Below are 20,210 nucleotides of genomic sequence, written 5' to 3' on the forward strand. Positions count from 1 at the left end.
TGCCTGCGTGGAATGCAGTTGAGCTTGATACTCTTGCAACAGTTTCTCAGCTTGTTGCATTTGATCTTGGAATTGTTCCAATACTTCCTGAGTTTGATGCAGTTGACTTTGACACTGTTGCGCTTCTCCCTGAGTCTGTTGAAGCAAAACCTTATACTGTTCCAATTCCTCTCTAGTCTGGTGCAACTGAAACTGAGACAGCTCTAGTTCTTCTGTTGCTGATATTGTTATTACATTTTTATTGCCTCCTGAACCATCATTGGGGGGGGTCATTTCATAATAGGGAGCGCAAACTTTTGCAACTTCCTCTGGGGCTATATGAAAATCACGAAAAGCAATAATGTTTCCGTAGCCGCCGTTCGGATAAAATATTGAATCTGGTTCTAAATTAGACGATTGCAAGTCAAATATCCGCGCTTCTGTGTCAAGTGCATTATCTATCATAATGCTGAAGTTGTATTCGCACTTTTTCAATGCTCTGAGGCACTCCATAGTAGCGTTCAAATACTTTGGAGACCAACCATCTTGACTTGTTTTTTTTGTCCCCGCCCCACCACCATACTCAAACATAACTATATTTGGCAGCCAAGCTTTAGGCAATCCTTCCAATTTAGTAATAACGGTAGACTCCGCACCTTCTATGTCTAGCTTTAAACAAGTTACTTTTTGAGCATTTAAGTTTAACAGTAATTTAGATAAAGTCAATGATTGTACTTCTAGTGTTTCTGTTGAAACACCAAACCAATCGGGTTCAATAGAAGCATAATTACTATCCAATCCAGCAGATTCATTTCCTAAATGAAGCATTTTGGTGCCGTTGACATCTGACAGACAGGCTTCTATCAAAGTGATGCCGTCATATTGGCACAAAACCCGCACTCCCTCGACAGGGAGGGGTTCAACGGCGATAGTTTTAAATCCCAGCATGGAAAACATCTCACAGTAAAATGCAAATGTTCCTACGCCAACATCAATACAAAGGCCCTCTCGTTTTTCGTCTACCAAGGGAAGAACATAGCTTAAAATTCTTTGACAACAAGCTTCAACCCGCATCAGCCATCCTCCTTACTTATGATTCTGATTCCAGAAATTACTATCTAATAAATATTCTATTTTTAACTTCCAATCAGCCTGCGACAACTTACTGCCACAATGGTTTCTCAGAATTTTACCACAAATGAGGGTAATTTTCGCCCGATCGCCCCCAATCAACTCCAAATGAACTTAAGGCGTTGCCTTGCCAAGGATATCAGACTTCAGCCCCTCTGAGGATGTTCCAGCAAAATCAGGTTAAGTTGTCACACACCTCTTTAAACCTTCAGTTACATATATTACTTGCTCTTGTGTGAGATTCAGTGCCGAAGGTAAATTTATACCGAATGGCGATAGACTCAAAGATACCGTATTTTGGGGTTGAAGTTCTGGTAAAACTCCTTGGTACGCTGGTAGAGTGCTGAGGGGATTAAAAAAAGGTCTAGCATCAATACCTTTTTCCTTAAGCCGCTCAATCAACTCTGGTTTTTGAACTCCCAACTTTTTATTCAGAATTGCCGTCACCATCCAGTAGGTATTTTTTACTCCCTCTGCCTCATGGTTCAGATTTATGCCAGAGAAACCGCCTAAAGATTCTTTGTACCAATCAAAAATCTGACGCTTGCGGATGACCAACTCTTCAATCCGCTCAAGTTGAGCTAAACCCAAAGCTGCTTGCATACTGCTCATTTTGTACTTGTACGCCACTTCCGTATTCCAAAACATTTTACTGTGGGGATCTCTGCCATGATCGCGGAGGAACAGACAACGCTGGTAAATATCCTCTCTATCTGTTACTAACATTCCCCCTTCTCCAGTGGTTAAAGTTTTGGAACCATGAAAGCTAAAGGTACTCACTTCACCAAAACTCCCAGCTTTTCTACCCTTATACTCAGAGCCGATCGCCTCTGCTGCATCCTCAATAACAGCTATACCATGTTTTTCTGCAAGTTCTAGAATCGCATCCATATCTGGCATATTGCCATATAAATCGACAATGATCACTGCCTTGGTTTTCGGTGTAATCCGTTCAGCAAAAGATTCAGCAGAAAGACACCAAGACAGCTCATCAATATCTGCAAAAACTGGACTAGCACCCACATAACTAATAGGTGCCGATGTCGCGATCCAAGTAATATCTGGTACAACTACTTCATCTCCAGTTCCTACCCCAAGAGACAGTAACGCTAAATGTAGACCTGATGTACAAGACGGTAAACTAATCCCGTATTTACGTCCCACATAAGCAGCAAAAGCATTCTCAAAGCGATCGTGGTATATATTAGCGTTGTTGTACCAAGCATTAGTAACAGCATCAGTAACATAGTCAATTTCTTTCTGGGTAATCCAAGGCCCAGCAACAGGGATACGTTCCATTTTTTTAATTTTCCACACACTTTAGATAACCGTCAGGTGCAACAGTAATAAGCAATTTTGCTTCGATATTTGTGTCAATTTCAAAACGTTTATTCGTCTTGAGAAATTCCCATACTGCTGTTTTAGGATTGTTGCCTTTTCCCCAGGGTCTATCTTGGAAAAAATTATCAGGCATATCTTCGATAAGTGTATCAAATACGACTAAATAACTGTTTTTAGTAACCAGTGGAGAGTAAAGCTGCAATTCCTTTAAAACATGATCGTGGATATGATTTGAATCCAGTAAAACTAATACCGTCTTTTTGCCTTTAGCAAAATCATAGACCTGGTGTGCTACTTTTTCATCTATTGAAGACCCCTCTATCATTGTGATCCGTTTAAACATAGAATGACTTTCTATTTCTAGACGATTGTGTTGGCGAATGTCAACATCAATCCCTAAAATTTCACCATCTCCGCCAATTAATTCGAGCAGTGAAGCATAAAGTATTAAGGAACCTCCATGAGCTATTCCTGTTTCAATAATCAAATCCGGTTTCACTTCCCAAATAATTTCTTGCATTGCCATGATATCTTGAGGAAATTGGATTATTGGTCGTCCCATCCAAGTAAAATTATATGGATACTTGTGAGGCGAGATTTCTCTAACCCAAATCCGCGACAGTGCCTGAATATCCTGATCTGCCTTCAATCCTTCAATATTAGTAGCCACTTGGGTGAAAAATTTTGCCATCTCGTTCATTTGAGAAACTCCTTCCAATTTATAGTTGTTGGACTAATTACTTTACCACCTTCTTTACCCATATTTGCAATTAAATCTAGGATAGACACATAAGGTGTAAAACCTCCATGTAACTGCGGGTAAGCTTTCTTTTGGTAATTCATATACTCCACAGTAACACCCTCTCGTTCAAATGATTCGTGATCGAGATAGTTTCGTGCCCCATGACCAGTCACATAAATTGTCCCTTTCAAATATTTAACAATCTCCAATACTCTCCGATCGCTTTTCCCTTCTATTCCTATATGTGAGGAGGATAAAAAATTTATATGATTACCTATTCCCAAATAGCTACAAACAGTTTCTATACTTGCTATAGCTAGTTCTGAGATATGAGTATAATCCTTGTTGTAAACTTGCTCAACTAACTTAATCATATCATTTTTATATGGAGCTTGAGCATAGGACTGAGAAAGAAAAGCAAGATGGGAAGCACGCCATTTTTTTTGACTTAGCTCAACCTCTCTAATTTCTTGTCCTAGAGTCAAATTTTGCAAAGGTACGGTTAACCATTGAGAACCTTTATTAGTTTTAATTTGGACTCGATTAACAAAACTTCCTTTGGAGAATTGAACGTCGTTATAATGAACATATATATCAGCCAGTTGAATCTGTTCAAACAAGCCAACCCAAGGAAAAAACATTGGCTGAGAAATTACTATTTTCATGTTGATTATATCTTTAACATCTACCACTTAAATCTAAAAACTTTTCCATTAAAACAATATCTGAAAAATTCCCTTGATTATAAAAATGTTTTTGATAACAACCTACTTTAGAATACCCTAATCTCTCATAAAGACTTATAGCATTCAGATTGTCAGCAAGCACCTTTAAAATTATTTTCCTGATATTAAATATTTCTTCCACATATTTTTCTAACACTTGAATAGCATCTTTTCCATAACCCTTACCTTGTGATGATTGTACCAAACAAATTCCCAACTCCCCAAAACGGTTAATAAAATCCATGTTGACAAGTTGAATATATCCACAAGGATTATTATCAGTTTTTGTTGCAACAATGAAAAACACTGTGTGAGGGTTATTTAGATGATTTGTTAGCCAGTCTTTAACTCTTTGGATTGTATTTGCCTTGGGAAAAGTCATCAACTTAATTTGTAAATCTATATCATTTCTCATCGAAACAAGTAAACTGATATCTGATTCCCAGGGTTCGCGTAAACATATCATATCTCCATTAAGCATAAACACCTCCTTTAAAGATAAAAGTAGTTAAAATTGCAATCTTTCCAAAACTCAATCTGTTCTATGCTTTTAACAGCAGTCGCTGGATTTAGAGCCACATATATAGTATCAATATTTTTGCTAATCTGTTGAGGATCGACAATTGGCTTATCCAATAAGAACTTACCTTGTAGATAAGGATTACGATCAATAAAACACTCTATTTTGCCAATGTCTTTAAGACATGATGCAATAAAAGTACCGTAAAATCCTGAGCCGTATATAGCCGAGGCTGAATTGTTTGTATGTTGCTCTTCAAATACGAGTATTTTTTCAGCAATATTTTGCCAGTACCCAGCCATTTCGTTAACTTTTTCTTGGAAAAAAATTATTTTTTGCTTGTCTAAAAGAACAGATTTTTGCTCATCTGAATCCGAATGACGTGCTACTACTACAAAAGCTCCTGCATGAGATTCACCATCAATATCAATTGAATCAAAACCCTCTTCTTCGAGTAAAAATTTTAAAGAAGTTTCGGAAAAATGATTAACATGATCGACTACTACGAAGTCAGCCGGATTAGTATATACATTGGGAATCACAAAATAGCACAAACCACCGGGTTTTAGTAGTTGGCTAATATTTTTTAGCATTTCTTTTGGGTTAGCAACGTGTTCAAGAGCAAAGAATGAAGTAACTAAATCGAAATATCCATACCAATGTGGTTTGATTGTATAGGTTGCCCAATTCTCAGACTTGACAAACTTGGCCCAAAAAGGAATATACATTTCACTAACATCAAATAAGTGGGGGATTATATCAGGTCTAGTTTGACCTAATTTTTTTAATGTTGCACTTTTGGCGCATCCGTAGTCAAGTATTTTAGCGTGCTGAGGCAAAGATACTTTATCAAGAAGCACTTTCACTTGATGATCGATCCTAAATATTTTTTGCCCATCAAAGACTTTATATAACTGATCTTCCTCTTCTGAATCAATCAAAATCTTATATATCGTATCATAGTATTCTTCCAAATTAGTTATTTCGGTTGTTTGAAGATGACCACAGTTTTCGCAGAAAAATACCTCTGTCTTTTCTGGATATATTTGACACAAAGAAGTGATAGATATATTTCCTGTAGAAACATATACGGGTTGCTTAATAGAGTTTTGACAAACATTGCATTTAGTCATTTTATTTCTCCTTTTGTGCTAGTTAATTTAAAAACAATTCTGGATGTACATTTTTGATGTTTGTAGCTGTAGCAAAAGAACCAGGCCACCCTAGCTTAATTCCTGTAGAATCATTAAAATTAAAGTAGCGCATTTGCATTGACCATCTTGCTCGTTCTCCTGTATTTAATCCCGATCTATGTATAGTAAGAAAATCAATAATAATCAAATCGCCAGGATTACTTTCATGTGATACACGCTCATAACGATTAATTAAATTTTCCTCATTTTCTAAAATTAAAGCATAAGCACCTGATTTTTCTGGATTTTTGGAATCTTTAGTATGAACTCTTACTAAACCATCATGATGCGATTTAAGACAAAAGTCAACAGGCCCCAAAGAATAAGTAACTGGAACTAAACTACTCCAAAATACGAGTCCATCTAAACTACGAAATTGGGCAGGATAATCCTGATGCCAAGGAGCTCTATACTTTTCCTCACAAGGATTGTCAATGCGAATACCATAACCTCCAGCAGCAATACCAGGTAGATTAGTTTGCCTGAGTTGAGAAACTAACTTACAATGAGACTCGGAAGCTACCAGCCTTACGAATTCAGGAATTTGCTTGATAGCATCGTATATTTCCCCGCCTATTTTACGATCAAAATTAATTAAATCTAAATAACCATAATCAAAAGTATCAGGAGAAAATGACAACTGATTGATTGGCAATTGATATTTGTGAATAACTATTCCAATTATTTGATAAATCCTATACTGAATGGGTTCTATTTCTTGTTCAAGGTTGTAAAAAGACTTGACAATAAGTAAGCCATTTTGATTGAATTCGCTCACTTGTTGTTCAGTCAACAAATTATTTCCTTTTATCAAAATAAAGTTCTCCTTGATTGAAGTAAAATTCAGCAACCTTTTAGATCAGTGAAAAACAGATTGGTTGTTTCTATCCACTAAAGGATAAAATTTATCTTTTTCGGAAATAACTAAATCCTGTTTAATCAACCATTTTATCTTAAACTCTGGGTCATCCCATCTTAACCCAGTAGCAGACTCAGAATTATAGAACTCTGACATCTGGTAAAAAACTTCTGTATTATCTACCAAAGTCTGAAACCCATGAGCCATTCCTTCGGGAATATAAAGCATTTTCCGACTGTCAGCAGTTAGCTCGACCCCAATCCACTGCTTAAACATCGGTGAATCTGAACGCAGATCAATAATGACATCATAGACGGCACCCATTGTACACCGAACTAGCTTCGCTTCTTGGTATGGTTTAGCCTGGTAGTGCATCCCCCGCAAAGTACCTTTCTTGAGGTTAAAAGAAATATTGCACTGCACTAGGTTAGGATTCAAACCATGTTCTGCAAACTCCTTTTGACACCAACTGCGGGCAAAAAATCCCCTCTCATCTGCTATGGGTTCTACCTCAATAACATAAGCTCCCTTAAGCTTGGTTTCAGTAAACTTCACCCTATCACCTCCACTTGAGGAATCAGCACCACAAACTTACCTCCCCACTCGCGGATATAATCCATCTGACTTACTATCTCATCTTTAATGTTCCAAGGCAAGATAGCCAAATAATCCGGTTTAGTCTCCCGAATTTTATCTGGATGATATATCGGAATCTGAGTTCCCGGCAAAAACAAACCCTGCTTGTGCGGGCTTAAATCCACCGTATAATCAATCAAATCCGTGCGGATACCGCAATAATTCAGCAGCGTATTAGCCTTCGCCGGCGCACCGTAGCCCGCAATTGATTGGCCCTGGTTTTTGGCATCAATTAGGAAACTGAGCATTTGGCGCTTAGTAGACTTAACCTGTTCGCAAAATCCTACATAAATTTGAATCTGATTTAACCCAGCTTGCACTTCCTTAGCTTTCAGTTGGGAAATGCGATCGCCAACTGCTATACTCTCAAAATCCTCATGCCTCCCGTAAATCCGCAGAGAACCGCCGTGCGTCTGTAATTCCTCCACATCAAACAAAGTTAAACCGTGACTTGCAAAAACTTTCTCAACCGTCAACAGCGAAAAATAAGAGAAATGCTCGTGGTAAATCGTGTCAAACAGATTGCCTTTAATTAGTTGCAATACATGAGGAAACTCCATTGTCAAGACGCCGTTTGGTTTCAGGATAATTTTCATCCCCGCCACAAAATCGTTCAAGTCAGGCACATGAGCCAATACATTATTTCCCAGCAACAAATCAGCCTGCTTTCCTTTTGAAACCAACTCTTTAGCCGTTTGAACGCCAAAAAACTTGACTAAAGTGGGAATCCCTTTTTCCTCAGCCACCTTAGCTACATTTGCAGCAGGTTCAATCCCCAATACGGGAATACCTTTCTGCTGAAAATACTGGAGTAAATAGCCATCATTGCTAGCGAGTTCAACTACCTGACTGGTTTCGTCAAATCCAAAGCGCTCCACCATCAAATCAGTGTAATTCTTGGCGTGCCGCAACCAAGAGTCTGAATAGGAAGAAAAATAAGCATAATCGCTAAAAATGCTATCCGGGGATTCAAACTCTTCTAACTGCACTAAAAAACAATTGCCACAGACATAAGTATGAAGAGGATAAAATTTCTCTGCACAATTGAGATGTTCTTGAGATAGAAAAGCATTCGCGAGCGGCGACATCCCCAGATTTACAAAAGTATACTCCAATGGGTGACTGCAAAAACGACATTTAGATGGCACAGAATTAGCCCCCTTTAAAAGTTTTGAGTTTTGAGTACGGTCAATCACACGCTGATGACACAGGGATTTTCATCCAGCAAAAATTGTTCATACCACTCGATTGTTTCTTTCAACCCGTCTTCTAGAGGATACTTAGATTCCCAATCGAGCATTTTTCGCGCCTTATCTGCCGAGAGATACTGATGTTTGATTTCATTCTTGGCCCGATTCAATACGACTGGCTCTAAATGACTCTTACCCATCAATTTCAAAACATTATCTACCATGCCCCGCACAGAAATTTGCAACTCGTTGCTGAAATTAAATGCTTCTCCCAAAATTTCTTTCCTATCCATGTGCTCAGCCAAATGGAGATAAGCTAAAACTCCATCCTTCACATAAAAATAGTCCCGGATAAAAGTGCCATCACTGCGGATGACTACCGGCTTGTCTCGTAATGCCGATCGAATTGTAGACGGAACGATGCGATTAAAATTCAAGTCTCCGCCGCCGTAAAAGTTGCCGCACCGAGTAATGCACACGGGCAAACCATAACTGACGTAATAAGCCCGACTGATTAAATCAGCACAGCTTTTAGAAACATCATAAGGGTGTTCTCCTTGCAGCGAAGTTGTTTCACTATAAGGCAACACTAGCTGGTCTCCATAGGCTTTATCGCTGGATGCTATGACAATTCGAGTCACACCACCGACGCGGCGACAAGCTTCTAGAATATTCCAAGTACCTTTAATGTTCGTTTCAAAAGTTGCCACAGGCTCTCTATTTGCAACTCCCACAATTGTCTGAGCTGCTAAGTGAAATACTGTATCGACTTCATACTCATTGATGGCTCGTTCTACCGTTGGCAAATCTTCGACACAACCGCGCACGATATTAATTTGCCGATACCACTCTCCAGCATACAGTCGGGATTGGGGAACCAAGTCACGGACTAATCCCGTTACCAAAGCCCCTCTTTCCAGTAACTCAGCCACTAACCAGTTGCCCAAAAGGCCTGTGCAACCTGTCACCAATACCGATCGATCGCGCCAAAATTCACTCATTCCCACACCCTCCAAGGAGCCTCTCCATTATCCCAAAGTTCGTTCAAATATTTATACTCGCGGTAAGTATCCATCGCAAAAAAGAAACCTTCGTGGCGGTACGCCATCAATTGTCCCTGGGCCGCTAACCGCTCTAGAGGTTCCCGTTCGAGAAAACAATCATCCCCGCTCAAATCCTCAAATATGCTGCGGTGAAGTACCAAAAATCCCGCACTAGCCCAGCCATCTATTTGAGGTTTTTCGGTGAATTCCAGAACTTTGCCTTGGTTGTCCACCTCTAAAATGCCATATCGAGATATCGGACGCACTGTACTAACAGTTGCCAGCTTACCGTGAGACTTATGAAAATCCAGCAGCGCCCCAATATCGATATCAGCAACTCCATCACCGTATGTCACCATAAAGGTATCATCAGTAATGTATTTCTCCACACGTTTCACCCGCCCCCCAGTCATAGTGTCCGAGCCAGTTTCCGCCAGTGTCACCTTAAAATCTTGCTCGCGATGCTCCTCGTGATAAGTAATGCAATTCTGGCGGCCCAAGCAAATAGTAAAGTCATTATTCATAGCTTCATAATTCAGGAAATACTCCTTAATCATGTTGCCGCGATAGCCCAAACACACAATAAAGTCCAGGAATCCGTAGTGGGCATATGTCTTCATAATGTGCCAGAGAATCGGACGCCCACCGACATCTACTAGGGGCTTAGGACGAAATTCTGTTTCTTCTCGGAGACGTGTCCCCAAACCGCCGGCTAATATAACTACTTGCATTGTTTCACATCTTTAAAATGGTAAATAATTTTCAGTTCCTAGTTGCCCAGACACAAGCGACTGCCACAAATCTTTTTGAGGAGTCTACCACAAATTTGGGGGATTTTTGCAGATCCCCCCAATGAACTCGCAATGAACTCAAGCCGTTGCCTTCCCAAGGATATCAGACTTCAGCCCTCTGAGGATGTTCCCGCACGCACCAGGTATTATAGATGGTCGATCGCCCCCACGCCCTAAACAATTGAGCTTAACAATAGATATTACCCCAAAAATCAACACAGGAAGACGATCGCACTCAATCGATCGACCAACACCCGCGATCGGGTAAACTAGAAAGGTCGATCGAGTTCTACCCGCGTGCCCTTGACTCAAAGCCCAACTTCTGCATCAGAGTGAAGCACTGGACTCGGCACATACAAAATTAACTTAAACTCGATCGAGGCAGTTCACTGCGATCGCCGCTTAAAAATAATCGTCTCCTCAGCTTGCTTAAATTCTATATCAAACAAGTCAAATACTACCTCTCTCCCTAAAAGAACCTCTTGACAAAAATCTGTTTGTGCCCAAGCTACAGGAGAAGTAAAAATATGACCATCCAACTCCATTTCAATATCTCGTAACAGATATTCAATACTGCCGCCAACTCCCTCAGCTTTACTGATAATCTCTCTAGCAGTTCTACTCAAACCCAAATCTTCACCAAGCTGCTTAGTAATTAAGCTGAGTTCGGCTCCAGAATCCACCAGCATTTCGACTCTTGCGGAGTTTTGAGCTTTTAGATGCAGTTCATATCTTGGCTGCCAATCATGAGCCTTTAATGCCCTCATTCTAACAGGATAAAACCTGACTGGTTCAACAAACTCGCTTTCATATATACGACCGATTACATAACTTAAATTAGGCACATCAGTCGGAATCGCATCCTTCATCTTTCGATAATCGCGATCGTGACTAATCACCCCTTTGTTAGTATAAGCTATCCACTCACCCCGATATTTTTTTAACTCCGATCGATGAGCTTTATACCAATCATTGGCTGTAGGATACTCTGGTTCCATAATTAAATCACTTTTTTGTATTTTAGAAAATTATCTATCGTGGGGTTAATGATATCTGTCGCTACAAAATTTTCTCAAACATAATTTACTTTTGTCGCGATCGGGCTTTTGTATCCCATTCTACTACATAGGGTAAGTTTTGCCCGATCGCCCCCAAGGAACTCCAAATGAACTCAAGCCGTTGCCTTCCCAAGGATATCCGACTTCAGCCCTCTGAGGATGTTCCCGCAAAACCATGTATTATATATGGGCGCTCGCCCCCCAAGCCCGCTTGCCATCGAGCTTAACAATAGATATTACCCCAAAAATCAACACACGAAGACGATCGCACTCATTCGATCGACCTTCCCCGGGCGATCGGGTAAACTAGAAAGGTCGATCGCAGCCTACCCTTGTACTGAGGAGTCAAATCCCAACAGATGTATGAGAGTAGAGAACTATAATTGGCCGACAAAAAATCAACTTAAAGTCAATCAAATAGCAAAAGGATACTCAATGGCAGTAGTAGACCAAGACGAGAACTTGATACTGGCGATCGACCATTCGTGGTCTGATGACTGCGGACTCGGAATCCAAGGATGGATTGTGGGCAAAAAAGAAGGTGTTCTCGATGAAGTCGTAGTGGGCGCGGGCGATACCCTCGTTCCCATCTCCGCTTGGTATCCCCGCCCAGACGTAGCCGCAGCCTACCCGCAATACAATAGCAACCCCAACTGCGGCTTCATTGTCTACCTACCTCGGACTGCAAAACATCAACTTACTTTCCAGGCAAAAGCTCAAGGTGTAACCTACAGCAAAAATGTAACCTTTGCCGGGTCGCAGCCGTCAGTATACGATTTCGCAGCCTTTACCAATGACGACGACGGTATTTTCCTTGATTTTATCAACCTGGTTAATAACAATAATCTCCGGGTTCTAGAAATTGGTTCCCGAATCGTAAGTCCCGGAACCAGCAGCAAAAGATCTTTATTTTCAGGGGCAGCATCCTACACGGGGTTTGACTACTACGCAGACGCTAACACAGATGTAGTTGGGGATGCTCACAAACTCTCTCAATACTTCAGCGGCCAGAAGTTTGATGCCATCTTTTCCACATCTGTGTTTGAACACTTAGCAATGCCTTGGGTAGTAGCAATGGAAATTAATAAGTTGCTAGCAGTAGGTGGAATAACGTTCCACAGTACCCACTTTGCCTGGCCTCTTCACGAAAGACCGTGGGACTTCTGGCGCTTCTCTGACGAGGGTCTCAAAGTTTTATTTTCTCAGGCTCTAGGATTTGAAGTGATAAGATCTGAACTTTACGTTCCTTTACGAATGCACTTAGACACCATGATACAAGGTCAAGAAACACTAACAACTCAGCCGGCATTTGGAGGAGTTGCCATCCTTGCGAAAAAGGTAGCTGAAATTAATTCAGACAAATTTAGATGGGATGTAACGCTAACAGATATTTTGACATCAGAAAGCCATTACCCGAAGCCAAAAGCTTAACTTTTGGGATTGTCCTACTCTTCAACAACCGCCATAATTTCCCCTAATTTTTCCTGAGCCTCAGAAAAATTGGGGTTTAAATATATGGCACGACGATAACACACGATCGCCCGCTCTTGCTTCCCTTGCTGTAACAGAGTATTCCCCAGGTTAAAGTATTCCTCTGCCGTTGTTTTGGGTTCCAAAATCGCGGCCGCATAACAACACTCGACAGCTTCATCTAGCTTGCCAATTTGCGAAAAAATCTTAGCCAAGTTGCGGTAAACGCCAGCAAAATTCGGTTGAATCGCGATCGCCTTTTGGTAACAGGCTATCGCCTCTTGCCACTGTTGCTGCTGTGCGTGAATAGTCCCCAGGTTGGCTAAAGCTGGAGCAAAATCAGGTTGAACTTCCAGAGCGCGAATGTACCAACTCTTTGCCTCATCCAGTTTACCCTGAGCTTGCAAGGCATTGCCCAAAGTCTTGTACGCCGGAGCAAATTTGGGTTGAATCTTTAATGCTTGCTCGCAAACGGAGATCGCATCTTCTAACTTTGCTTGAACTAAATACAACTCGGCCAGTTGATTTAACGGAGCAGCCGCACCCTCCATCTCTCGCAGTTGAGTCTGAGCTTCGATTAGCTGAGACTTGGTGTGTGCGAGTTCTTCCTGACTTTTGTGGTATTGAATCTGCCTAAGTTCAAGCTCTTCTTTGATTGCTTGTAGTTCGTCTTTAACTTGTTGCAGTTTAGCTGTAAATTGCTCAAATCCCCCTGAATTTTGGTGACGTTGGGTCTGAGATTGCGCCAATTCTTCGCGAGCCTCCTTTAACTGAGGCGCCACCTCTTCGCATTCTGCTATTTGAAGCAAAATTCCTGCATCTAGCTCTTCAATTTTTTCGTAGATGAATTCCCAAATTCCCGTGTTCAGCCAATAAAAACCATTAGCCAGCAACATAGAACTCGCAGGTGCTATTTGATTTTTTATCTCTTCTGCTTGAGTGGGTTTAGGTCCGTGAAAATGGATGATTTTTGCTTCAGGACTAAAATGCCAGTAGGATTTCCAATTTAGCTGGATGTCCAATCTCTCCCACTTGTCTTTGAAAAATAAGTTATAAGCTCCTTGGTCATAAGCTAGCTGTAATATTTGATCCAAGTTTTTGTCAATAAAATCATCAAATTCTTTCTGTGTCTTTTGAAGATTTTTGACATTCATGTATAAAACACCACTATTGAAATATTCCCAGTTGTTGGGATCGTTTTCGGGTGTTGCTGCCAAATACTCGCAGGTTACACCCTGCAAATAGTCAACGACATCATGAAAAAACATGACATCACAGTCTGTATATAAAACATACTCATCCGGCATCTCATAAATCTCTACAATTTTGGGAATCTCAATTCTCAAAAATGCACCAAAAGCTACAGTCGAATAGCACGGATATTGAGTTTGCAGTTTCTCGTAATGAGGTATTCTGTGATAGATAATCTTCACACCATTTTTTTGTAGCCAATCTGTCAATTCATTCTCTTCGCCGTCATAAATGCAATATGGTTCTAGCGAAGTATTTTGTTGAGCAGTATAAACTGCTACTTTAATCATTTGCGAATAAATTTCAAAACCAGGACTAGCTTCATTTATTGCAAAAAACCATTTCATCCGGTACTTTTGTTTCTGATTACCTAGAGGAAACTTATACTCAACTTCCTGCAATCGAACTACTCCCAACTTCACGCGAGTTTCATTGGCTAAAACTGCTTGGATTAGCACCTCAGATTCCTGCTGCTTTCCTGCTATTTTCAGCCTAGCCTCGTAAGCGCTATTTGCTGCTACCGGTAATTCTGGATAAGCGCTGACCACATCCGAGCGATACCCGTTAACTGGGATTGTAAGAACAGTTTCGTCATTATAAATAAACTCAACTGCCACAGATCGATCGCTCTTACCCAACACCCAACCTGAGATCAAAATTTCATTGTTATCTACTTTACCGACAGTAGGCGAATCTAGATTAAATCCACGCAGCCATTCCAGAGCTTCAGGGTAAGCCGGTGTAACATCCACAACAGCCAAGATTTTTCGTTGGAGGGGATTTAATTCCTGAATTTTCGGAATTTTTTGTAAGTCTACATCAAACTGCTGAAGCCGATAGTTACTCAGTTTTAGTTGTTGTTCAGTCTGATGGAGTTTAGATTCGGACAAAGCCAACTTCTTTTGAGTATCATCAAGCTCAGTCTGAAATTCCTCTAATTGTATTTGCATCTCGTAAAGCTTAGATTGCAAACGTGACTGTTCCGTTAAAATGGGAGCCATTGGAGATGGAGAAATGATCTTATCAACTGCCTCCCTCAGTTTGGGGACAAAACGCTGTATCGTTAAATCTTCAACCTCATTGCGATCGCTCAAGTCAAACATCCAAGGTCTTGGATCGAGTGTATCTGCTTTACCTCGAAGCATTTTTTCTTGGCTTTCTTGCAAGGAGCGAGTAATATAGTGATTTATACGCAGTTTTTGCACTGAATTTACTGTAGACCAAGGCCCCACTATTGGTTCTTTATTTTCTGTGGTGGCAACTCGATCGTTCAAGTATCTAAAATCGTGAGGTGAATCAGGGCCTATAGCTTCTACAGGACGCACTATAGACTTGATATGCTTGTTAATTTCCCAATCGTTTACGCCTCGCTTAGTAAAATTTTCTATTTGCAAACCCTCTGGTCTAGTTTTGTGACCCGAAGATCCAAAAACCAGCCAATTAACTGCCACTGCTGGAGAATCATAGAATTCCTCTAACACCTCTTTGATGTCGTCCTTTTCAGTAGGAAATAGAAATTCATCCATATCAATAAAAGCTATCCACTCCGAGCCTTGCCTATAGGTTTCTAGACAATGTGCATAAGCTTTAATTTGTCCGGGTATCCACGGCCAATCGTGCCAAATAACTTCGCCTGATTCAATGTAGGGTTGAACAATGTCAAAAGGGTTGTCCGTGCTGTTGTTATTGTATAAATAAAACCTTTCAACACCCACTATTTTATGAAATTCCAACCACTCAATCAAATAGGGAGCCTCATTTTTGAGAATCGCACACACACTAAGTGTGCACTTATTCCTGATATTGTATGGTTGCGGCTGAGGTGTGCGATCCTGACTGGGATTTTCCCGCAGCAACGGCTCGCTATTCCAAGGATCGAATGGAATCAGTTTATTTTTTTGTAAATTCGGCCGTAAGAAAAATTTGCCTCGTTCGTTCAGCATCGCGGCTGCAAACGAGAATGTGCTATTGGAAATTGCCAAAACATCGCATTGGCTCAAAATGTAAAAATCAGGATAAAAAGGCGCTTCTGGCATCTCAACACCCAAATCTTTGACTGTTATTGGGTTGTAATCAGCAAAATCCCCGACAACATTTTCGATTTCATCGCTAGCGATAAACAATACCGGTTTATCCAGAGTTGCCCACAAACCGTCCAACCATTCTCTGTACCATTCATTAGGAGCAATGGCTAGATAAGGAACAATATCTTGAGCCCAACTATAATCGCCGCGCCGCAAATGCAATCCTACAACTGTTTTGCCTCTTTCTCGCAGACGGCCGACAGCTTCTTTCATCTTAGCTTCAACTTCTGACACGGGTTTGAAGAGCGAACAAAAATATTCTTTATGCTGAGCGTAATATTGAGTGTGAAACTGAAAATAGCCTATAAAATCAACGTTTTTGAATGGTTCAGGAGCATTAAGTATTGCTGATTCTGAAAGTTTATAGGGAGTTTCTTGCTCCACAACTTGAGGTAATGGATGAGAAATGGGCCGCTCATTGTGACCAAAAAGATATTGACCGGACCACGCTGGCAACTCAAGTCGCATCCCGTGTTCTTTGGTGTAAATTTTCAAGAAAGCATAGTCAAATATCTGATTGCCAAATCGCGCGATCGCAAATGCTGCCATCGTAATCAGCGGTTTCTTGATGTAGAAAGCATCGCCCCAGTAGGGATGGTGGGTTATCGTCGCCACCCGCTGAAAGCCGTGCAGTTCCAGAAATTCGTCCAACTGGTCGATTAAAGCGCAACCTTCATACAGTTCCTCATAATTAACTTCTGTGTTAATTCCCGCCACATATTTCAACCAGTTAGTTGCTCCTTGCAAAGCCAACAGTTCAGCCCCTTGAATATCTATGTTTAAGATATTAAAGTCATAGGGATTGAGTTGCATTTCTTGCAGCAGCGTGTCAATAGTTTTTGAATCTACTGTAACTTGATGAGTTTCCTGAATGCTTGGGTAAAGTTCTAGATGGCGCTTCAGTTGCAAAATAGAACTGCTTTGATCGATCGAAGTCACCCGCAAGTTTACCGTACCATTTTCATTGCTAACAGCACAGTTGACGGCTTGCACATTTGGCACCCCAGCAATATTAGCTTGCAACCGTTCAAACACAACCGGGTTAGCTTCCACAAACAGCACTTTTTGAACGCCCATTGCTTGATAAGTGCTGATTTCTGTACCCTCGTGAGCTCCAACGTGAATAACTCCGTGTGGCACAATCCCATATTGACTGAAAATTTGTTGCAAGTCGAGCATTCGCAGGGGTTCACCGAGAACATTTTGGCGGAATCGCTCATTTACAGCCAAGAAATTACTGAACTCAAAATTTTCATCCTCTGGCAAAAAGGTGGGTTTGTACTCTAATCTATCTGGGAGAATCTTAAAAATTGAATAGCGGAATTTTTGCAAATACTCAAATGCTTCTTTCAAGCTCGTTTTAGCATCTCGATAAGTTCCTCCATATTCAAATTGCAGATAATCTATTCTGCCTGTTTCTATAAAATATTTAGCTCCATAAATAACATCTAATTCGCTACCACCGGCATCTATTTTGAGAAAATTAATTCTCTTAATGCCGTGGCGCTGACAGTAATTGTCGATATTTGTCGTCAAAACAGGTATTTCTTTTGGCCGATTCAGCCATCCTTGTTTTTCCACATCGAATCGGCGGTAAAAAGTGCTCAATAATGGATTAGCTTCGTAATAAAAAAATGTCTTAACTTCTTCCTTATGCGCCACTCCTAAATTATTGAAAATTACTTGTTTTTCTACGTTCTTAATCAGGGTTTTATAAACGTGAGGAATTGGTTCAAATAAGTGAATTTCTACGTCAAGTCCTTGATTCAAAACTTCTGCAGTCCAATCCCCAGCATTAGCACCTACATCAAAAACCACATTACCGGCCTTAATAAATCTAGCGATCACTTGGGTCTCACCACTACCTTGAAAGGTGGTATTTATTATTTTTTCTGTGTCTTTCTTCTCTTCTGGATGCTTGGGCAAGGCAGTAGCTACCCGGATTTCACCTGTTCGCGAAAACTCTTCCCATGCCTTAGTATTAGCATCTTGACAAAACTTAGCTATAACTGATTTTGCTTCTTCAGGCACGGAAACTATGGCATCTTCAAAAATAACGATATATCTGCTTGTTTTCGCCGATAGTGTAGCGATTACTTCATTAAGGCTCGGCCACTGTTCTATACGGTGAGGACTTGGTGGGGGAGACAAAAACAATCGGGCATCGTCTATCAGGATAAAATGTTCGCATTCAGAATTATTGATTATTTGCAATTCTTCAAGCAGCGGACATTCATCATTTTCTCCAGCAGTGCCGCCGCCCATCCAATGAGCATCTAACCAGAATAGAGCAGGCTCCTTGAGTTGAGGGACAACTAATTTAAGCTGCTCTTTTGTATGACCCCACAAAAATTCTATATTTTTTACATGGCTGTAAGCACTGGATGTAGATTCATATATGTGCTTAGCAAATTCTATTGTGAATACCTTTTGAAAATGCTCTGCCGCCCACACAGATGTGCTGCCTTGAAAAGTCCCCGTCTCTACAAATGTTGGCAAATTATATTCATTTTTCAGCACCAACATTAGCTGTTTGCAATCTCCCAAACCCATCTCAATTACTCCTATACATTTTTTTTCAAGAGATAACTACAGTCTCTCTCTACCCTGTTGTTTTGGCAGTGTTTAGATATCAACATATCTTGGCTGCACATCGTGAGATTTAAAATACCTCATCCTGACAGGATAAAACCTAACAGGCTCAATAAACTCGCTTTCCAATATGCGACCGATTACATAACTCAATTTAGGTGTATCAGGGGGAATCCCGTCCTTCATCCGATAATCCCGATCGCAACTAATCACCCCTTTGTTAGTATAAGCGATCCACTGACCCCGATATTTCTTCAACTCACGGCGATTGGCCTTATACCACTCCTTAGCCGTTGGATATTCTGCCTCCATATTTTCACCTCATACTTTTCCCTCAAATCATCCTCGCCTCCACCATCATCCGCACCACATCAGGCATCTTATACTTCGCCTCCCACCCCAACTTTTGCTTCGCCTTAGCCGGATTTCCCCTCCCAACTGCAATCTCCGTCGGTCTGTAAAGACTCGCATCGGTTACTAAATGTTCCCGCCAATCCAAACCCGCAGAAACAAACGCTGTCTGCACAAACTCTTCCAAAGGATAACTTACACCCGTGGCAATTACATAATCGTCCGGTTCTTCCTGCTGCAACATCAAATACATCGCCTCCACATATTCCGGCGCCCAACCCCAGTCCCGCTGCACTGAAATATTTCCCAAATGCAGTTTTTCCGAACTACCCGCAACAATTCGGCAGACAACAGATACAATTTTTTGGGTGACGAACCTCTCCGGCCGCAGCGGCGACTCGTGATTGAACAGAATACCAGAACACGCAAACAAATTGTACGCTTCCCGATAATTCGCTACTTCCCAAAATGCCGTTGCTTTCGCTACCGCGTAGGGACTTCTGGGGCGAAAAGGCGTATTTTCATCCGCTGGATTGCCTCGGGTATCCCCAAAACATTCGCTAGAACTGGCATTGTAAAGTTTAATTTTCCCGCCTGTAAACCGAATTGCTTCTAAGAGATTCAATGTGCCTGTGGCAATGCTTTCGAGGGTTTCTACGGGCTGTTCAAAAGACAGACCTACGGAACTTTGGCCTGCTAGATTGTACACCTCATCTGGCTCAATTTTCGCTAGAACCTGTAAGACGCTGCGAAAGTCGTTGAGAGACATGGATTCTAGTTTTACTCTGTCTCGGATTCCCAAACGCGCCAGGTTTCCGAAACTAGAGATTTGGGCGTCCCTGGATGTGCCGCAAACTTCATAACCTCGATCGAGCAACAGTTTAGCTAAATAAGCTCCGTCCTGACCTGATATACCACAAATTAGCGCTTTTTTCATATCAGATTTTGTGGGCAAAACTACACCGTAGCTGTTGCTATTTTTCCAGGTTTTTAACTTTTATAGTCGGAATTTTTATTTTTTTAATGTTTGGGATTTTCCGAGAACTTAACCAAAGCAATTTTAAGCGCTTACTAGGAACAAACAACAAATTTATCATCAAGCAGAGCCGAAAGCCCGATCGAAGTATTATTGCAAAAAGTTCGATAGCTGGGAGTAACAGCATACGGATATCCTAGGGACACCGCACTGCCGTCTCCCACGGATATCGGGTAGGGACACCGCACTGCCCATAGGTATCAACTTAACGTACCACC

The 20,210-nt window shown here is 41.1% G+C and carries 17 protein-coding genes; 1 reads left to right on the plus strand and 16 read right to left on the minus strand.

What is annotated here, in order from left to right; genetic code table 11:
- The 13 genes from QUB16_RS02615 to QUB16_RS02675 all read right to left on the minus strand — a co-directional run.
- A partial coding sequence (locus QUB16_RS02615) for an FkbM family methyltransferase (RefSeq protein ID WP_333313813.1) occupies positions 1 to 1,053 on the minus strand: 1,053 nt, incomplete at its 3' end.
- Between the two features lie 237 nt (positions 1,054 to 1,290).
- Positions 1,291 to 2,409, minus strand: coding sequence for a DegT/DnrJ/EryC1/StrS family aminotransferase (locus QUB16_RS02620; RefSeq protein WP_333313815.1), 1,119 nt, complete (start codon positions 2,407 to 2,409; stop codon positions 1,291 to 1,293).
- 4 nt (positions 2,410 to 2,413) lie between these two features.
- Positions 2,414 to 3,151 carry a cephalosporin hydroxylase family protein gene (locus QUB16_RS02625; protein ID WP_333313816.1) on the minus strand — a complete coding sequence of 246 codons (738 nt, stop codon included), beginning with the start codon at positions 3,149 to 3,151 and terminating at the stop codon, positions 2,414 to 2,416.
- Positions 3,148 to 3,885: a WbqC family protein gene (locus QUB16_RS02630; protein ID WP_333313818.1), complete on the minus strand. Its 738-nt coding sequence runs from the start codon at positions 3,883 to 3,885 to the stop codon at positions 3,148 to 3,150. Before QUB16_RS02630 ends, QUB16_RS02625 begins: the two co-directional genes overlap by 4 nt.
- Complete coding sequence (locus QUB16_RS02635) at positions 3,872 to 4,399, minus strand: GNAT family protein (protein ID WP_333057126.1); 528 nt, start codon at positions 4,397 to 4,399, stop codon at positions 3,872 to 3,874. The genes QUB16_RS02630 and QUB16_RS02635 overlap by 14 nt, the downstream gene beginning before the upstream one ends.
- Before the next feature lie 11 nt (positions 4,400 to 4,410).
- Positions 4,411 to 5,571, minus strand: a complete 1,161-nt coding sequence (locus QUB16_RS02640) for a methyltransferase domain-containing protein (RefSeq protein WP_333313819.1) — start codon at positions 5,569 to 5,571, stop codon at positions 4,411 to 4,413.
- A 22-nt stretch (positions 5,572 to 5,593) separates the two neighbouring features.
- Positions 5,594 to 6,424: a phytanoyl-CoA dioxygenase family protein gene (locus tag QUB16_RS02645; RefSeq protein ID WP_333313820.1), complete on the minus strand. Its 831-nt coding sequence runs from the start codon at positions 6,422 to 6,424 to the stop codon at positions 5,594 to 5,596.
- 66 nt (positions 6,425 to 6,490) lie between these two features.
- Positions 6,491 to 7,045 carry a dTDP-4-dehydrorhamnose 3,5-epimerase gene (gene rfbC / locus QUB16_RS02650; RefSeq protein ID WP_333313821.1) on the minus strand — a complete coding sequence of 185 codons (555 nt, stop codon included), beginning with the start codon at positions 7,043 to 7,045 and terminating at the stop codon, positions 6,491 to 6,493.
- Entirely contained in the window at positions 7,042 to 8,322 is a 1,281-nt protein-coding gene (locus QUB16_RS02655) for a class I SAM-dependent methyltransferase (RefSeq protein ID WP_333313822.1), read from the minus strand. Before QUB16_RS02655 ends, rfbC begins: the two co-directional genes overlap by 4 nt.
- Entirely contained in the window at positions 8,319 to 9,317 is a 999-nt protein-coding gene (locus tag QUB16_RS02660; protein WP_333313823.1) for a GDP-mannose 4,6-dehydratase, read from the minus strand. The genes QUB16_RS02655 and QUB16_RS02660 overlap by 4 nt, the downstream gene beginning before the upstream one ends.
- On the minus strand, positions 9,314 to 10,090 hold the full coding sequence (gene rfbF, locus QUB16_RS02665; RefSeq protein WP_333313825.1) for a glucose-1-phosphate cytidylyltransferase: 777 nt from the start codon (positions 10,088 to 10,090) through the stop codon (positions 9,314 to 9,316). Before rfbF ends, QUB16_RS02660 begins: the two co-directional genes overlap by 4 nt.
- A 138-nt stretch (positions 10,091 to 10,228) precedes the next feature.
- Positions 10,229 to 10,462 (minus strand): hypothetical protein, encoded by a 234-nt coding sequence (locus QUB16_RS02670; RefSeq protein ID WP_333313827.1) that lies wholly within the window; start codon positions 10,460 to 10,462, stop codon positions 10,229 to 10,231.
- Positions 10,463 to 10,536: 74 nt separating this feature from the next.
- Positions 10,537 to 11,148 carry a DUF5678 domain-containing protein gene (locus tag QUB16_RS02675; RefSeq protein WP_333313828.1) on the minus strand — a complete coding sequence of 204 codons (612 nt, stop codon included), beginning with the start codon at positions 11,146 to 11,148 and terminating at the stop codon, positions 10,537 to 10,539.
- 246 nt (positions 11,149 to 11,394) lie between these two features.
- Between QUB16_RS02675 and QUB16_RS02680 the strand changes: the two genes are divergently transcribed.
- Positions 11,395 to 12,639, plus strand: coding sequence for a methyltransferase domain-containing protein (locus QUB16_RS02680; protein ID WP_333313830.1), 1,245 nt, complete (start codon positions 11,395 to 11,397; stop codon positions 12,637 to 12,639).
- Positions 12,640 to 12,653: 14 nt separating this feature from the next.
- Here the strand turns inward: QUB16_RS02680 and QUB16_RS02685 are convergent, their stop codons facing one another.
- The 3 genes from QUB16_RS02685 to QUB16_RS02695 all read right to left on the minus strand — a co-directional run bounded on the left by QUB16_RS02685 (position 12,654) and on the right by QUB16_RS02695 (position 19,893).
- On the minus strand, positions 12,654 to 18,566 hold the full coding sequence (locus QUB16_RS02685; protein WP_333313832.1) for an FkbM family methyltransferase: 5,913 nt from the start codon (positions 18,564 to 18,566) through the stop codon (positions 12,654 to 12,656).
- A 72-nt stretch (positions 18,567 to 18,638) separates the two neighbouring features.
- Entirely contained in the window at positions 18,639 to 18,917 is a 279-nt protein-coding gene (locus QUB16_RS02690; RefSeq protein ID WP_333313834.1) for a DUF5678 domain-containing protein, read from the minus strand.
- Between the two features lie 22 nt (positions 18,918 to 18,939).
- Positions 18,940 to 19,893, minus strand: coding sequence for a GDP-mannose 4,6-dehydratase (locus QUB16_RS02695; RefSeq protein ID WP_333313835.1), 954 nt, complete (start codon positions 19,891 to 19,893; stop codon positions 18,940 to 18,942).
- Positions 19,894 to 20,210: the final 317 nt, after the last annotated feature.

Source organism: Microcoleus sp. D3_18a_C4 (genome assembly GCF_036702415.1).
GTDB lineage: Bacteria > Cyanobacteriota > Cyanobacteriia > Cyanobacteriales > Microcoleaceae > Microcoleus.